Genomic DNA, 16,943 nt, shown 5'->3' on the forward strand with positions numbered 1-16,943 from the left:
TGAACAGATACAGGTCTAAACAGGATAAGGACTAAAACTATAGGAGGTTCCAGGGGATAAGATTAAAACTACTCAGTGGCAGTTTCAGAGGTTATGGGTTAAGGATGTAGTTGCAGTACAAATACATTTGCTGCGCCACGAAAATAGGTGATCGCACTGAAAAAAGAAACGGTGTTTTTGCAAACCGAATGTTAATGAACGCAACCTTTTGCTACTCAGTATTGTAGTGAACTTTTCCCACAAGAGGCCGGCACATGGGGAGGGTTTGCCCCGTCTCCAGTCCGCTACACAGGCCAAAACAGCGGATTTTCATCTGGAATAGTGTTTGCCGGGCTTATAGAGAAGTTGTTTTCATGCTATTGTTCAAAACCGGTATTATGAAGAAAAAGAAACTTAGTGAAGAGAAGTCGGCAGGGTTTTCACAAAACAAGAAAAGACCGGCGGAGGTGTTGACTACCGACAAAGGTTCTGTGAGCCGCAATCCGCTTCATGGAGATTTATCCGAGTCGCCGGAAGAGGAAAATAAGGCGGTACGCGACAGTGAGAAGAGCAAAAAATCGAAATAGAAGACAAATAATTACCATATCCGGAGAAAACCCGAACGTTTTTTATTAAAAGAAGATAACAGCTTACTTTTTAGTTTCTTCTTTAATGTTGTGGTGTATAGCGGCCATCCTACTCTTAGGATGGTTTTTTTATTTAGCTGCTGTGGTCCGCGATAATTTTCCAGGCGCCGTGGATGCGGCGGAGGGTGAGGCTGAAATGTCCCTGAAGGTCGCCAATGCTGCGCTGCAGATGCCATTTGCCAACTACAAAGTATACGTCACGCCCGAGGGGTTTAAATTCCAGCAGTTTGAAGTCCAGCTTGCCCATGGCGGTGCTGTCCGGATAGGTCTTTTTATAGCGGTCCAATGTGGCCTGCCAGCCATAGGTGACGCCATTTTTACCGATAAACAGGAGGGAGTCGGAGCGCCAGTAGGTCTGCATAAACCCGTCGATATCGCCGCGGTTCCAGGCGCTGGTTTGGGCGGCCATCAGGCTCTCGATCTGGCGGCGGTCGTCCTGTTGTGCGTTGGCGTGGCGGGCAGGTAAGGCGGAGAAGCTGGCTATTATGATCAGGAACAGTATAAAACGCATGGTGAATTTTTAGCAAAAGATAAACAGAATTTGCGATGTAACGCAACACTGATTATAGTAACTTTGCAGCACTATTTTGACATCTCTTTCAATTATATTTTAAAAATCAACAGCTTATGCCCGGATATGAACTATTTGGCGCCGAAGAAAGGAAAGAAGTAAATGATGTACTGGAAACAGGGATCATGATGCGTTACGGATTTGACGGTCCGCGTAAAGGCATCTGGAAAGCAAAGGAGCTGGAACAGGCTATTTGCGACAAACTGAATGTACAGTACACACAGCTTGCCTCCAGCGGTACTGCCGCACTGACCACCGCTATGGCAGCCCTCGGATTGGGTGCCGGCGATGAAATTATCATGCCTACCTTCACTTTCGTCGCCAGTTTTGAATCTGTATTCTCCGTTGGCGCTACGCCGGTGCTGGTAGATGTTGATGACACCCTGACACTGGACCCCAAAGCAGTGGAAGCGGCCATTACTCCCCGTACCAGGGCGGTGATGCCGGTACATATGTGCGGCGCTATGGCCGACCTGGACGCGCTGCAGGCCATCTGTAAAAAACATAACCTGTTGCTGCTGGAAGACGCCTGTCAGTCTTTCGGGGCTACCTATAAAGGTAAAGCGCTGGGATCCATCGGCGATGCCGGCACCTTCTCGTTCGACTTCGTAAAGACCATTACCTGTGCGGAAGGCGGTGCCATCATTACCAATAACAAAGACGTTTATATCAAATGTGACGGGTATACCGATCATGGTCATGACCACCTTGGCGTGGACCGCGGGGCCGACCTGCATCCGTTTATCGGGTACAACTACCGTATTTCCGAGCTGCACGCTGCCGTGGGCCTGGCGCAGGTACGTAAACTGGACACCTTCCTGGCCATGCAGCGTAAGACCAAAAAGATCTTCAAGGAAGCACTGGCTACCGTACCGGGGGTAACTTTCCGCCGTCTGCCGGATGAAGCCGGCGACAGCGCCACTTTCCTGTCCTTCTTCCTGCCGGAAGCGGAACAGGCGAGAAAAGCCGCTGCTGCTATGAAAGCCGCCGGTCTGCCTGCATTCTACTACTATGATAACAACTGGCACTACATCCGTCAGTGGGACCATTTCAGGAACGGCGACGTATTAACACCGTTTGCCCCCGGTCTGAAACAGGCGATGGAAATCTATAAAACCAAACAGTTCCCCGCTTCCGATGCCATCATCAGCCGGAACATCTCTACCCCGATCAACCTGTCCTGGAGCGATACCGAAGTACAGGAACGGGCTGAGAAGCTGGTGAAAGCTGTAAAAAGCGCTTTATAATTTCCGCACGCAAAGGCGCAAAGCAGCAAAGGTGTCAAGATCTTTGCCTCTTTGCTGCTTTGCGCCTTTGCGTGAAAATAAACCAACATGAAGAAAGTAGCTTTGATACCTGCCCGTTATGGCGCTACCCGCTTCCCGGGGAAAATGATGGCCCGGCTGGGCGGCAAATCCGTGATCCTGCGCACTTACGAGTCCACCGTTAACACCGGTGTGTTTGACGATGTGATGGTGGTAACCGACAGCGATGTGATATACAACGAGATTGTGGATCATGGCGGTAAAGCTGTGATGAGCCAAAAAGAACATGAATGCGGTACGGACCGTATTGCCGAAGCTGTTGTGGACATGGAGGTGGACATTGTGGTGAATGTCCAGGGTGATGAGCCTTTTACCCAGAAAGAACCGCTGGAGAAACTGCTCCGGGTGTTTGAAGGGGAGGCCGGAAAGCAGGTGCAGGTAGCGTCCCTGATGCAGGAGCTGCATGATGAAGCGTCCATCACGGATCCCAACTATGTGAAAGTGGCGGTAGACAAGCAGTTCAACGCCCTGTTCTTTTCCCGTTCCGTGATCCCTTATCCCCGTAACAAAGACATCAAAAGCATTTATTACGAGCATATTGGTATTTACGCTTTCCGCAAACAGACGTTGCTTGCGTTCACGCAGCTGGCGCCTACGCCGCTGGAGCTGGCAGAGAAGATCGAATGCCTGCGTTATCTTGAAAACGGTATTCCGATGAAGATGGTCGTAACCTCCTATATGGGCGTGGAGATCGATACACCGGAAGACCTGGAAAAAGCGGCCAAATATTTATAACATCTAACTAAAACGGATATATGAAATTCAGGAATTTCAAAATGGTGGACTACGTAGTTTACGGCAGCGGATGTTTTGATCAGCTGGGCGAAATACTGGCCCCCCGTCGTAAAGGCGATGCTCCCATGATTTTTTTCGTGGATGAGTATTTCCAGGACAAACAGGCCTTTCTGTCCCGCATTCCTTTGCAGGGGAAGGACAAGATAGTGGTGATCGATGTGACGTACGAACCCAAGACCGTAACAGTAGATAAAATCCGTGATGAGCTCCAGGCCGAATTCGGCGAGGTGTCCGGTATCATTGGTATCGGTGGTGGTTCCGTGATGGACATGGCCAAGGCCGTGGCGCTGATGATGACCAACCCCGGTTCCTCCGCTGATTACCAGGGATGGGACCTCGTAAAGAACCCGGCCGTGTATAAAGTGGGTATCCCTACTATTTCCGGTACCGGTGCAGAAGTGAGCCGTACCTGCGTGCTGACCGGCCCCACCCGTAAGCTCGGTATGAACTCCGACTATACGCCGTTCGATCAGATCGTGCTGGACCCGGCGCTGACGAAGACCGTAGAAGTCAACCAGCGCTTTTATACTGCTATGGACTGCTTTATCCATTGTGTGGAATCGCTGACCGGCACCTATCTCAATGCTTTCAGTAAATCTTACGGTGAAAAAGCACAGGAGCTGTGCGAGGAAATTTTTCTGGATAAAGACGTGTGGGACGATGATTCCGACGAGAAACTGATGATGGCTTCCTACGCCGGCGGTATGAGCATTGCCTACTCCCAGGTGGGCGTGGCCCATGCGGTGAGCTATGGCCTGGCCTACCTGCTGGGCACCAAACACGGTATCGGCAACTGTATCGTGTTCGACAAGCTGGAAGAGTTCTATCCGGACGGCGTGAAGAAGTTCAAGGAAATGGTGAAGAAACATAACATCGATATTCCGCAGGGTATTACCAGGGGGCTGACCGACGAGCAGTTTGACACCATGATCAATGTGTCGCTCGGTATGGCGCCGTTGTGGGAAAACGCGCTGGGCAAGGACTGGAAAGAGATCATGACCCGCGAGCGGCTGCGTAAGCTGTACGAGCGGTTATAACCTTACGGGAAACCATATTAATAAATACGAATTGCAGCGTAGTTTGCAATTCGTATTTTTTTTGTACGCAGATCCAATGCGTAGTCATAAACGATATTGCTTTTAACGAACTAATCATGTTGATATTATTGATTGTTACGGGAATTGTAGCCCTTGTGCTGGGGTATCTGTACTTCATGGCAACGGGCCGTCAGCGGGCACTGCAAGCGGAAGTGTCAGCGTATCAGGAGCGTTATGCCCAGCTGGAGGCAAAGCAGGGCTATTTACAGCACCTGGTGGAGGACAAGCAGCAACTGGCCCGTGAAAAGCAGGAACAGCTGGAGCGGCTCAATGAGGAGTTTGCTTCCCTGATGGCGGAGCAGGGCCGGCTGGCGGAGCAGAATAAGTACCTGCACCAGCAGCTGCAGAGCGAGAAAGAGCGCCTGCATGAGATGCACCAGGATTTTAAAGCGCAGTTTGAAAATACTGCACAGCAGCTGTTACAGCGAATATCCGGCAATTTTATGCAGCAGAACCAGGTCAAGATGGACGACCTGCTGAAGCCGCTGGCGGAGAAGATCGATAATTTCCGGAGCAGCGTGCAACAATCGCTCGTGGCGGAGACATCGCAACGTACGGAGTTGAAAGCGGAATTGCAGCGTTTGTTGCAGCTGAACCAGACCTTGTCCAAAGAAGCGAACAACCTTACCAAAGCGCTGAAGGCTGATACCAAGAAGCAGGGCAACTGGGGAGAGATGATCCTGGAAAAAGTACTGGAAGCTTCCGGGCTGGAGAAAGGCATTCACTTTTTTACACAGGACGCGCAGCGTGACGATACGGGGCAGCTACGCCTGCCGGACCTGGTGCTGCAGCTGCCGGAAAACAGGCAGATCGTCATTGATTCCAAGGTGTCCCTGAAAGCATACGAACAGTATTGCAGCGCCACAGAGGAGGCGGAGCGGCAGCAGGCGTTGAAACAACATGTGCAGTCGGTGAAGAACCACGTGAACGAACTTAGCAGGAAAGCCTACCACACGCTGTATAAGAACACGACCGATTTTGTGATGCTGTTTATCCCGATAGAACCGGCTTATGGGCTGGCGGTGATGCAGCAGGAAGAAGATCTTTACGACTTCGCTTTCCGCCGCAAGGTAATACTGGTCAGCGTTCCGTCATTGCTGGCCACGCTGCGGATCATTGATGCTATGTGGAGACTGGACAACCAGAACCGGAATGCAGAAGAGATCGTGCGGCAGGGCAGCGCATTGTATGATAAGTTTGTAGGTTTTGCGGAAGACATGGGGATGATCGGCGAACACCTGAAACGCAGCCAGGGGGTGTATGAAAGCGCCATGAACAAACTCAACACCGGTCACGGCAACCTGGTAGGCAGAGCGGAGCGTATGCGCAAACTGGGACTGGAAAATAAAAAGAACCTGCCCTCTCAGCTGATCGTAGCGGTAGACACAACACCAGAGAATGAAGCGGACGCCCCTGAATCCGGAACCAAACAGGTCCCCGCGCCGGGCATTACCATACAGCGTCCTGCTTCTTCCGATGAAGGAGAGATGCAGGATATGCAGGGCCGGTAGGGAATGGCTACCGGCATTCTTTAGCGACCATCACCGGTTTTTTATAGAAGAAGGTGAGATAGAAAGTAGCCAGTAACGTAATGCCGGCAAACAGGTAAAACGTTAGCGGGAAATTGGAAGATTGGTTATTGTACACAAATGCGGAGAAATAGGCGCCCAGCCCGATGCCCGCTTCCATAGCAATATACATGCTGGCCAGTGCCCGGCCGCGGTGTTCGGGCTGTCCGAGGTCGATGGTCCATGCGGTTACCGCCGGGGCATTGAGGCCCACGGAAATGCCATACACCACCGCAGAAGCCATCAATAGGGCCTGAGATCCGGCCAGGCCCATCATTAGCATGGACGCTGCCATCAGTATGGCGGAAGTTTTCAGTACCGGTACCCGGCCGTAGCGGTCAGAAACTTTCCCCGCCAGCAAACGGATGCCGATAGAGCTGATGGTAAAGTAGGTAAAGAACACGCCCTTGTTGGCCACACCGAGGAAAGCACCGAAGTCCGGGATAATGGTAAGCATGGCGCCGTAACTGAAGTAGGTGAGGAAACAGATGATCACCGGAGACCATACCAGCGGCTCAAATATCTCATCTCCTTTGATTTTGAGCAATGAAAAGCGAAAAGATTGTTTGTTGGCCAGCGTTTCTTTCATGCCGATCAGAATCACGACTGACAGCAAGGCAAAAACGGCTGACAGCTGAAACATCACATTGATATTCCATCTTACCGCCATGTAACCGCCTATCGCCGGCCCGAGCGCCATACCAATGGTGCTGGCCAGGCCCACCATCCCCATGGCCTCCCCCCGCCGGTTGAACGGAATGATATCTGACACATAGGCAGATGTGCCGGTCGGTTTGAAGCCGGTGGAAAAACCATGAAAAAAACGGAGTAGCAGAAACGCCCCAACGGAACTCACCAATGGGTATAACAGGCTACACACCACACATACAAGAGAGCCGAAAATCATCACCGGCACCCGGCCAATGGTATCTGTAAGCTTACCACTGAATGGTCTCGACAAACCCGCCATCAGCGTGAATAATCCGATAATATATCCTTTATAATCTGCACCACCCATATTGCTCAGGTAGGCCGGTAACTCAGGGATCATCATATTGAAACTGGCAGAAAACAAAGCATTACTCAGGCATAGAAGAATAAAATGCAGACTATAGATTTTTCCGGAAGACTGGTCCATACCACAAAATTAGTAACTATGGTACAATTTTGGCAAATATGTTGGCCTGGCCCTGAAACCTGAACAAAAGCGGCTATGGACCTGTTTATTATACCGATTGTTAATTTATGATAAACATCAGGATAGCCCTCCCAAAGAATTCGTAAATTTATTTAAACCAAAAAATTCAAAGAATATGAAAATCGATATTGGCATTTCTGCAGAACACGCGAAGAAAATAGCATTAGAGTTGAACAAAGTGCTCGCTGATGAATTACTGGTTTACGCGAAAACGCGCAACAGCCACTGGAATATCGAAGGCTCCAACTTCATGGAAATGCATAAGTTCTATGAAGGTCAATATGAGGAGCTGGAAGAAATCGCTGATGAAGTGGCAGAGTACATCCGCAAGATCGGACATTATGCAGAAGGCCGTTATACAGACGTGCTGAAACTCACCAACCTGCTGGAATCCGAATATTCCAACGACCAGAAAAAACAGCTGCAGGAGCTGCTGAATGACCACGAAACCATTATCCGCAACCTGCGCAGACTGATCGACGAGTTCGATGAAAAGTACAAGGACAAAGGAGCTGCCGATTTCGCAACACAGTTGCTGCAGAAACACCTGTCACTGGCATGGATGATCCGTTCCTACCTCAAATAATAATAATTGGGTGATTTGATTATTTAGAAATTTAATCATTTATAGAACCCATTAAATGATTAAATTTCTAAATAATCAAATCACCCAATGTAACGTGTTCCACATGGATAATTCAAACGATCTCCGCCTCGCCGTACTCATAGATGCCGACAATATACCCTACCACAACATCAAAGGGATGCTGGAAGAAGTAGCCAAATACGGGAACCCCACTTTCAAAAGGATTTATGGAGACTGGACCAAACCCACCGTTGCCGGATGGAAAGGCGTTTTACTGGAAAACGCTATTACCCCCATCCAGCAGTACAGCTATACCTCCGGAAAAAATGCCACCGATTCGGCCATGATCATCGATGCGATGGACATCCTGTACACCGGCAGAGTGGACGGCTTTTGCCTCGTTTCGAGCGACAGCGATTTCACCAGGCTGGCCACCAGGCTGAGAGAAGCCGGTATGCGCGTGATCGGCATGGGAGAGAAGAAAACACCCAGCGCCTTCCGCGCGGCCTGTGATAAGTTTATCTACCTCGAAATATTACAGATCAGGGAAAAGAAAACAGAAACAGGCGCCAAACCCAAATCGGCTAAGGAAAAACCCAAAGGCATCAGCAAAGCCGACAAAGATTTGATAGACCTGCTGTCTACCAGTATCAATGATATCGCTGATGAAGACGGATGGGCATATCTCGGGGAACTGGGCAATCTCCTGCTGAAGAAACAGCCCGATTTCGATGCCCGTAACTATGGCTTTAACAAGCTGGTACAGCTCATCAAAAACTTCCCCAATTTCGAAATCGATATCCGGGAAAGCGGCAAGAAGACCGGCAAACTGGTGTATGTAAGAACAGTATAACGTTATGGCATATAGGAAAATAAAAGTTCTCAAAGGGGATATTACCAAAATGGAGACAGCTGCCATCGTAAATGCAGCCAATTCATCCCTGATGGGTGGTGGTGGCGTTGATGGCGCTATCCACCGGGCCGGCGGCCCGGCTATCCTGGAAGACTGCCGGGCAATCGTGGCCCGGCAGGGCGGCTGTAAAACAGGAGAAGCTGTGATCACCACCGGTGGCCGCCTGCCGGCCAAACATGTAATACATACCGTAGGACCGGTATGGAACGGAGGAAACCATCACGAGGCCGCCCTGCTGGCCAACTGCTACCTGCATTCCTTACAACTGGCATCCCGCCACCAGCTTGCATCGGTGGCTTTTCCCAATATCAGCACCGGCATTTATCATTTCCCGAAAGACCTCGCTGCCAGCATCGCCATGGAAACCATCGTCGGTTTCCTGGAGCAGGACGAGGTGCTGCAGGAAGTAGTGCTGGTTTGTTTTGACGATGAAAACTACCGGCTGGCGCAACATTACTACAACCAGTACATAAGGCCCGAAGAATAAATAATGATGGTTTGGGGGTAACAGATAAGCCTGTTTGTCTATATTTGAAACCACAACGATTAATGATCGAAAACCAAACCACCATTAAGAAATGAAACCAACCAAAGTAAGCAGGCTGCTGCCTCTGGTAGCCTGCATGGCGTGGGCTGCCCCTACTGTTGCAGGTCCATCGCCTGTTTCCACCCTCGCTGTCATTCAGGGACAGGCTCCTGAAAAAGCTAGAAAAATCACATTGTACGCTGTACAGGAAGGCCGCAAAACAGAAATCGCCAATACGGCAGTGGATGAGCAGCAGGCCTTTGCCTTCGCTATTCCGTCGCCCAAAGAAGGCTTCTATTACCTCTCAACCGGTAGCCGCGGAGACACCCGTATCTACCTCAAACCGGGAGATCAGTTGAAACTGAAAATGGACGCCGGCGCTTATACTGTACAGGTGGGATCGCCGGAAAATAAACAGCTCTGGCAATGGCAGGAACAGCTGGGCACTATCTCCCGGCACGCCAGCCTCGGAGATACCGCCACCTACCTGTCTTTCTTTCCCAAGCTGGAAGCGCTGGCTCCCAAAGTAGCCGCCCTGAAAAAGGCCGTGAATACGCCTAACCGGAAGTTCAACGAGCTGCTGAAATACACGATGGACGTTGATGTGGAATATACCGCGATGTCGTTCCTCCTGATGCCGCACTCAAAGCATCCGGAGAAAAGCCAGTACCCGGCTTACTACCGGCAGATCATACAGGATAAAAAGTACTGTGATGGCCGGTTGCTGGGCAACGGAGATGCCGGTCGTATCGTTCGTTTATACGAGACCTTTACCCATATTATGAGCACGGAGAAGCGGCAGGGACCTGCTTCCCTTGAGGAAAACACCCGTCTGTTCTGTAACGATACGATCAAAGGGTTACTGATTACCGAAAGCCTGGGTGGGTTCAGGACGTACGATAAACTCACGGAAGCAGTAGCACCGGTGAAGCAGTATCTCGTTACAGAGAGCCAGCAGCAACTTTATCTTGCAGCGGAGAAAGGGCTGCGTAAGTTTTCTGCCGGTGAACCGGGTTTCAACTTTTCCGGAGAGGATATTAATGGTAAAAAAGTGACTTTCAACGATTTAAAAGGAAAAGTAGTGGTGGTAGATGTATGGGCTACCTGGTGTGGTCCATGCAAAGCGGAACTGCCTCACCTGCAAAAGCTGGAAGAAGAGATGCGTGACCGGAACGTCACTTTCCTGGGGTACTCTGTAGATGAAACCAAGGATAAAGAAAAGTGGCAGGCGTTTGTAAAAGAAAAGGAGATGAAAGGAGTGCAGCTCTTTGGCGCCGGCTGGAGCGACATCACCAAATTTTATGATATCAAGGGAATTCCCCGTTTCATGGTGTTTGACCAGCAGGGTAAGATTGTGACCATTGATGCACCACGGCCTTCCACCCCGGAGCTGAAAGCGCTGATAGAAAAAATACTGAGCAAAAGCTGATAAGTGCCCAATAGTGATGATAAAAGAAAAAGGCTTCCGGAAGGAAGCCTTTTCTACTATAATGCGATGTAAAAAACGGGGTATTAGAGTTTTGCGTATTTCACCCAGGCGTAAATGAACATCAGGGCAAAAATAACGATGGCACAAGGAGCCAGAAAATGACCAATGCTATCACCCACCTTGTAAAAGTTGGTGGTCTGTACTACTGTTAAGAGATTCGTCAACATTGTATAATGATTTTATTTATTTCTGGATGCAAATTAGAACATTCGTGGCAAATTCCCAATCCCGTATGCTATTACCAGTCTGTTAATTGCCGGATACACTGATCCAGCCGGGATTTGGCGAGGAAATTTTTTTCCAGCGCAACAGCGAAAGGTACCGGGGTGTCCAGGCTGGCGCAGCGTATAACGGGCGCATCCAGCAGGTGGAAGCAGTGTTCTGCTATCCAGGCGCTTATCTCGCCCCCCAGTCCGCCGGTGAGGGTGTCTTCGTGCAATACCAGCACTCTGCCGGTAAGGGCTACGGCGTCGCGGATGGCGGTATAGTCCAGCGGCAACAGGGTGCGGAGGTCCAGGATGGCGATGGAGAGCGCCGGATGGGCGGCGGCGTATTCCAGGGCCCAGTGCACGCCACTGCCATAAGTGATGATACTGACATCGTCGCCCGCCTGCACTAGCCGTGCTTTTCCTATTTCCACGGTATAATAGCCGTCGGGCACCAGGCCGCTGATGCTGCGGTAGAGGGCCTTATGCTCAAAATACATTACCGGGTTAGGGTCTGCGATAGCTGCATTCAGCAGGCCTTTGGCATCTTCCGGGGAGGAAGGGTATACCACTTTCAGCCCCGGCACATGGGTAAACCAGGCCTCGTTGCTCTGGGAGTGGAAGGGCCCCGCTCCAACGCCGCCACCGGTGGGCATCCTGACGACCACATCTGCCGTTTGTCCCCATCGGTAATGCATTTTAGCGAGATTATTGACGATCTGGTTGAAGCCGCAGCTGACGAAATCGGCGAACTGCATCTCCACCATGCTTTTAAAACCTGCGATAGACAGGCCGAGCGCGGTGCCGACAATAGCGCTTTCACAGAGCGGGGTATTGCGGACCCGCTCTTTTCCGAAGCTGCCCAGCAACCCTTCCGTGATCTTGAAAGCACCGCCATAGGCCGCAATATCCTGGCCCATCAATACCAGTTCGGGGTACTGCTCCATAGACTGCCGCAGCCCATCGGAGATGGCGTCGATAAACCGTTTTTCCGAAGCGGTGCCGGAGGGAGGTATGACCGGCGCCGCCGGTGCATAGATGTCTTCCAGTTCGGTGCTGGTATTGACAGCGAAGGGGAGGGGCTCCAGTCCTTTGGCCACGTCTTCGTCGATGCGGTGTTTCAGTTCCTGCCGGATGGCCTCTATGCCGGTGGTGTCCAGCAGATGGCTTTCCCGCAGGAAAGTTTCATACTGTGCTACCGGGTCTTTTTTGCCCCACTGCTCAAAAAGTTCGGGAGGCACATATTTTACGCCGCTGGCTTCTTCGTGGCCGCGCATGCGGAAGGTCATCGCCTCTATGAGCACGGGTTTTTGTTCTTTGATGGCATACGCGCGGGCGGTGCGGATGGTCTGGTATACCTCAAGGAGGTTGTTGCCATCTACCTGAACCCCTTCCATACCGTAACCGATGGCCTTATCAACCAGGTTTTTGCAGTGATATTGTTCGCTGACAGGCGTGCTGAGGCCGTAACCGTTGTTTTCCACCAGGAAGATAACAGGAAGCCCCCATACGGCGGCCACGTTCAGCGCTTCATGAAATTCGCCTTCGCTGGTACCGCCTTCACCGGAGAATGCCAGCGACACTTTATGTTCCTTTTTCAGCTGATGGGCGAGGGCTATACCGTCGGCGATGGAAAGCTGCGGCCCAAGGTGGGAGATCATCCCGCAGATATGAAAGGCCCGGCTGCCGAAGTGGAACGAGCGTTCCCGGCCTTTGCTGTAACCATCCTGGCTACCCTGCCATTGCAGCAGCAGGTGATGCAGCGGCATATTACGGGTGGTGAATACGCCCAGGTTGCGGTGCAACGGCATGATCCATTCGTCGGGTTCCAGCGCCAGCGTGGCGCCTACGGCGATGGCCTCCTGGCCAATGCCGGAAAACCATTTGCTGATTTTCCCCTGCCGCAGCAGGAGCAGCATTTTTTCCTCTATCAGTCGGGGGTATAACAACGCCCTGTAAAAAGACAGTAACTCCGTGTCACTGAGATTAGACCGGTCAAAATACATGTATAGGCTGTTTACAACGTGAATAGGGCTGGAGGTCAGTCGTTGCTGCCGCCGGCGAGATTGATCATGATACTGTTGATAATAGTCATCACGATACTGAATAACATGGCCCACCAGAAGCCGTCCACCTTAAATCCGGGGACGATTTTTGCGGCCAGCAGTATAATGACGGCGTTGATCACAAATAAAAATAACCCCAGCGTGAGAAGGGTTACCGGGAAGGTAAATAATACCAGTAACGGTTTTACCAATGCATTGAGCAATGCCAGCACCAACGCCAGGATCAGAGCGGTAACAAAACTATCGATTTTGACTGCCGGCTTCAGCAGGTAGGTTGTTAACATAGCCGCCAGTGCACTTACTAATATACGGACCAGGAAACCCATATGATTGTGTTTAGTGTATCAGTAAGATAACGAAAAAAACAGCACCAGCGTATATTGACATATAACCGCAGTGGTAGCGGCATCATCAAATAAAAACGCCCTGTCAACCAAGGCAGACAGGGCGTTAAGAGGTCTGATTATTTTAATCATCGCAAATCAGGGAAGTCAGTATTAATCCTGTAAATCAACGTTCCGGTAGGCTTTTATCAGCGCCGCTTCGCCTTCTTTACCCTGACCGGCATTGCCATGTTCCATGCCCAGCACACCTTTATATCCTTTCTTGTGGAGGTGCGCGAAAACATTTTTATAGTTGATTTCGCCGGTGCCGGGTTCTTTGCGCCCGGGGTTGTCACCGATCTGGACATACGCAATTTCATCCCAGCACTGATCGATAGTGGGAATGAGATTGCCGGTGTTGCGTTGCATGTGGTAGATATCGTAGAGTATCTTACAGGCGGGGCTGTTTACCGCTTTACAGATTTCATAGGACTGTTCTGCGGTGCGCAGGAACAGATCGGGCGTATCGCTGAGCGGTTCGAGTACCATGACAAGTTTGTGCGGCTCAAAGATAGCGGCGCCCAAACGGAGCGCAGCAATAACGTTGGCCGTTTGTATACCCATCGGCAGATTGCGGTCGAAGAAGCCGGGCACTACGGTAGCCCATTTGGCATTACAGCGTTTTGCCACGTCTACACTGTCTTTACAGGTTTTTACAAAAGCATCGGTAAATTCCTGTTTGCCCGAGGCCAGTGAAGTTTTCCAGTTGTTGCCTGTATCCACTACAAATACGCCCATGGTCATACCCAGTTTAGCGAGCAGGTTGCCGATTTTTTCCTGTTCAGCCACAGGGCGGTGCATCATGCCGTTATCTTCTATAGACCGGAAGCCCTGGTCGTGCATATATTTGATCTGATCGAGGAAATCTGCGCCTGCGCTGTTTTTAAACATGCCATCATGCGGGGCGAAGTCCATTTTAAAGGGTTTTTCCTTAGCAGCTGTTGTGCCGGCAGTAGCAGCCTGGCTTTTGCTGGTGATACCGCCCAGGGCCAGCGCGGAAATACCGGCCAGAGTGCCCTGCTGCAGGAATTTTCTTCTTTCCATAACGTTAGGTTATTTTAAAATGATCATAGAAAAGGACATTGGCTAAATTTAATCGCTTTTACAAGGAAATGCTAATAAAGCTGAAAAAAATTCAATTCATCCTCCTTTTTTCGCATTCATAAAAAAATATTGCATTCCACTTTGTAATTTTTTAAATTCACCCACTTGTATTTTTTTTAAATCGTTTGGATGACTAGATATTATGTGACCTTTCTGCTGGGCGGGTTGCTCGGCCAGGTTATGACTACTCAGGCGCAACAGACCTTTACGCCATTTGAACAACAGATCCCCGGAACCACGGTAAGTTTTAAAATGGTGCCGATTAAAGGCGGCACTTTCACGTTAGGAAGCCCGGACAATGAAAAAGGAAGAAACAAAGACGAAGGCCCTGCGAAAAAAGTAACCGTCGGAGATTTCTGGATGGGAGCCACGGAAGTGACTTTCGATGAATATGATGTATATGCCGATGCGGAAAAGGATAAAACGCCTACTCCGGACGGTATGACACGCCCCAGCCCTCCATATATTGATCTTACCCTGGGGATGGGCAAAGGCGGAGGGTATCCGGCCAACAGTATGAGCCAGTATGGCGCGCTGATGTACTGTAAATGGCTGTATGCCAAAACGGGCGTGTTCTATCGCCTGCCTACCGCCGCAGAATGGGAATACGCCTGCCGCGCGGGGTCTACAACGCCCTACCCGTATGGCACCGACGAATCGCAACTGAAAAAATATGCCTGGTACCGGGCCAACAGTGAAGATAAATACCATAAGGTAGCGCAACTGCAGCCCAATGCATGGGGCCTTTACGATATGCTGGGCAACGTAGCAGAATGGACGCTGGACCAGTACGATGAAACGGGCGTAGCTGCCGCAGCAGCCACCGATCCGTGGACAGTCCCCACCTCCAAGATGCCCCGCGTGATCAAAGGCGGCAACTATAAGGACGGAGCACCTGCCTTGCGCAGCGCCGCCCGCCTGAAGTCCGACCCCGTGTGGAACCGCAGGGACCCGCAGATCCCGAAAAGCTCCTGGTGGAATGCTGACGCACCTTTCATCGGCTTCCGTATCGTGAAACCTGCGAAACAACCTACCCCCGAAGAAGCACAGAAATTTTTCGAAGACGTAGTTGATAAATACAAAGGCGCACGCTAATCATCATCCAAAAAATCAATAAATCACAACGCATTTTTATGGAAAGCGAACAACAAAAATTCCACGACAAAGGCCGCCGCGATTTCGTTAAGCAGACATCAATGCTTGCTGGCGGATTGCTGGCCATGCCCATCTTATCTAAAGCAAATTATTTCTCCGGCTCTTCTGATGTCATCAAAGTGGCGCTCATCGGTTGCGGCGGCCGCGGTACCGGCGCAGCTACACAGGCGCTGAGCACAAAAGAAAACGTTCAGCTGGTGGCCATGGCCGACGCCTTCCCCGATAGGCTCAAAGAAAGCTACGACAACATCAAAGAAGCTTTAGGCGATAAAGCCAGCCGCGTGAACGTACCGGAAAAAAATAAATTCACCGGTTTCGACGCTTATAAACAAGCCATCGCACTGGCAGACGTGGTGATCCTCACCACCCCTCCGGGCTTCCGGCCTATCCACTTTGAAGAAGCCATCAGACAGAATAAACACGTGTTCATGGAAAAACCAGTGGCTACAGACCCTGCCGGTATCAAAAGAGTACTGGAGGCCGCAGCGCTGGCTAAATCCAAAAAACTGAACGTGGTAGTGGGCCTGCAGCGTCGTTACCAGAACTCCTATCGTGAGCTCTACAAACGTGCGCAGGATGGCATGATCGGCGATATCCTCTCCATGCAGGTATGGTGGAACCAGGGCGCGCTCTGGGTAAAACCCCGCAAACCTGAATACACAGAAATGGAATACCAGATGCGCAACTGGTATTATTTCAACTGGCTCTGCGGCGATCATATCGTAGAACAGCATATCCATAATATCGACGTAGGCAACTGGTTTAAGAACGCCACACCGCTGACTGCCGGCGGAATGGGCGGCCGTGCCGTACGCACCGGTAAAGAATACGGTGAAATCTTCGATCACCACTTCGTGGAATACCGTTATGCCGACGGCGTGGTCATGAACAGCCAGTGCCGCCACTGGAAAGATGCGCCCAGCAAGGTAGATGAAGAGATTGTAGGCACTAAGGGCCGTATCTACTGCGATAAGGCGCAGATCGTGGACCACAAAGGGAAAGTGCTCTACCAGTTTGACAAAACGAAAGAAAACAACCCTTATCAGACAGAACATGATGAGCTGTTTGCGGCCATCGCCAAAGGGCAATACAAATTTGCAGACGCCCAGCGGGGTGCAGAGGCCACCCTCTCCGCCATCATCGGCCGCCTGGCTACTTATTCCGGTCAGATCATCAACTGGGACACGGCGCTCAACTCCGGACTGAACCTGCAGCCACAGAAGTACGCTTTCGACGCACCGCCGCCGATAGTACCGGATGCGTCCGGAAACTACGCGTATGCAAAGCCAGGAACGACAAAATATTTCTCCTGATATTTTTCTGCACACGATTTTC

17 protein-coding genes are annotated in these 16,943 nt (G+C 50.8%); 11 read left to right on the top strand and 6 right to left on the bottom strand.

The window, feature by feature from the left end:
* Positions 1–377: 377 nt before the first annotated feature.
* Entirely contained in the window at positions 378–566 is a 189-nt protein-coding gene (locus B5D63_RS15745) for a hypothetical protein (RefSeq protein ID WP_078669731.1), read from the top strand.
* 133 nt (positions 567–699) lie between these two features.
* On the opposite strand, the gene B5D63_RS15750 is transcribed toward B5D63_RS15745, so the two are convergent.
* Positions 700–1,137, bottom strand: coding sequence for a YybH family protein (locus tag B5D63_RS15750; protein WP_078669732.1), 438 nt, complete (start codon positions 1,135–1,137; stop codon positions 700–702).
* Between the two features lie 116 nt (positions 1,138–1,253).
* On the opposite strand from B5D63_RS15750, the gene B5D63_RS15755 reads away from it, so the two are divergent.
* From B5D63_RS15755 to rmuC, 4 genes are all read left to right on the top strand, one after another.
* Complete coding sequence (locus B5D63_RS15755; RefSeq protein ID WP_078669733.1) at positions 1,254–2,444, top strand: DegT/DnrJ/EryC1/StrS family aminotransferase; 1,191 nt, start codon at positions 1,254–1,256, stop codon at positions 2,442–2,444.
* Between the two features lie 87 nt (positions 2,445–2,531).
* On the top strand, positions 2,532–3,257 hold the full coding sequence (kdsB, locus tag B5D63_RS15760) for a 3-deoxy-manno-octulosonate cytidylyltransferase (protein WP_078669734.1): 726 nt from the start codon (positions 2,532–2,534) through the stop codon (positions 3,255–3,257).
* Between the two features lie 20 nt (positions 3,258–3,277).
* Positions 3,278–4,354, top strand: a complete 1,077-nt coding sequence (locus B5D63_RS15765) for an iron-containing alcohol dehydrogenase family protein (RefSeq protein WP_078669735.1) — start codon at positions 3,278–3,280, stop codon at positions 4,352–4,354.
* A gap of 116 nt (positions 4,355–4,470) precedes the next feature.
* Complete coding sequence (gene rmuC, locus B5D63_RS15770; RefSeq protein ID WP_078669736.1) at positions 4,471–5,925, top strand: DNA recombination protein RmuC; 1,455 nt, start codon at positions 4,471–4,473, stop codon at positions 5,923–5,925.
* Between the two features lie 7 nt (positions 5,926–5,932).
* Here the strand turns inward: rmuC and B5D63_RS15775 are convergent, their stop codons facing one another.
* Complete coding sequence (locus B5D63_RS15775) at positions 5,933–7,120, bottom strand: MFS transporter (protein ID WP_078669737.1); 1,188 nt, start codon at positions 7,118–7,120, stop codon at positions 5,933–5,935.
* Positions 7,121–7,295: 175 nt separating this feature from the next.
* On the opposite strand from B5D63_RS15775, the gene B5D63_RS15780 reads away from it, so the two are divergent.
* From B5D63_RS15780 to B5D63_RS15795, 4 genes are all read left to right on the top strand, one after another.
* A complete protein-coding gene (locus B5D63_RS15780; protein ID WP_078669738.1) occupies positions 7,296–7,766 on the top strand; it encodes a Dps family protein in 471 nt (156 codons plus the stop codon).
* Between the two features lie 103 nt (positions 7,767–7,869).
* Positions 7,870–8,619: an NYN domain-containing protein gene (locus tag B5D63_RS15785; RefSeq protein ID WP_078669739.1), complete on the top strand. Its 750-nt coding sequence runs from the start codon at positions 7,870–7,872 to the stop codon at positions 8,617–8,619.
* A 4-nt stretch (positions 8,620–8,623) separates the two neighbouring features.
* Complete coding sequence (locus B5D63_RS15790; RefSeq protein WP_078669740.1) at positions 8,624–9,166, top strand: O-acetyl-ADP-ribose deacetylase; 543 nt, start codon at positions 8,624–8,626, stop codon at positions 9,164–9,166.
* 91 nt (positions 9,167–9,257) lie between these two features.
* Entirely contained in the window at positions 9,258–10,634 is a 1,377-nt protein-coding gene (locus B5D63_RS15795) for a TlpA family protein disulfide reductase (RefSeq protein ID WP_078669741.1), read from the top strand.
* An 83-nt stretch (positions 10,635–10,717) separates the two neighbouring features.
* Here the strand turns inward: B5D63_RS15795 and B5D63_RS35045 are convergent, their stop codons facing one another.
* The 4 genes from B5D63_RS35045 to B5D63_RS15810 all read right to left on the bottom strand — a co-directional run bounded on the left by B5D63_RS35045 (position 10,718) and on the right by B5D63_RS15810 (position 14,393).
* On the bottom strand, positions 10,718–10,861 hold the full coding sequence (locus B5D63_RS35045) for a hypothetical protein (protein ID WP_159456040.1): 144 nt from the start codon (positions 10,859–10,861) through the stop codon (positions 10,718–10,720).
* A gap of 71 nt (positions 10,862–10,932) precedes the next feature.
* Positions 10,933–12,906 (bottom strand): alpha-ketoacid dehydrogenase subunit alpha/beta, encoded by a 1,974-nt coding sequence (locus B5D63_RS15800; protein ID WP_078669742.1) that lies wholly within the window; start codon positions 12,904–12,906, stop codon positions 10,933–10,935.
* A 35-nt stretch (positions 12,907–12,941) separates the two neighbouring features.
* Positions 12,942–13,292, bottom strand: a complete 351-nt coding sequence (locus tag B5D63_RS15805) for a phage holin family protein (protein ID WP_078669743.1) — start codon at positions 13,290–13,292, stop codon at positions 12,942–12,944.
* A gap of 171 nt (positions 13,293–13,463) precedes the next feature.
* The gene (locus tag B5D63_RS15810; protein WP_078669744.1) at positions 13,464–14,393 is read right to left on the bottom strand and encodes a hydroxypyruvate isomerase family protein; all 930 of its coding nucleotides are present in this window, start codon (positions 14,391–14,393) and stop codon (positions 13,464–13,466) included.
* Positions 14,394–14,582: 189 nt separating this feature from the next.
* Between B5D63_RS15810 and B5D63_RS15815 the strand changes: the two genes are divergently transcribed.
* On the top strand, positions 14,583–15,548 hold the full coding sequence (locus B5D63_RS15815) for a formylglycine-generating enzyme family protein (protein ID WP_078669745.1): 966 nt from the start codon (positions 14,583–14,585) through the stop codon (positions 15,546–15,548).
* Between the two features lie 38 nt (positions 15,549–15,586).
* A complete protein-coding gene (locus tag B5D63_RS15820; protein ID WP_078669746.1) occupies positions 15,587–16,921 on the top strand; it encodes a Gfo/Idh/MocA family protein in 1,335 nt (444 codons plus the stop codon).
* Positions 16,922–16,943: the final 22 nt, after the last annotated feature.

Origin of the sequence: Chitinophaga eiseniae (genome assembly GCF_900167135.1) — a bacterium.
Taxonomy (GTDB): Bacteria; Bacteroidota; Bacteroidia; order Chitinophagales; family Chitinophagaceae; genus Chitinophaga; species Chitinophaga eiseniae.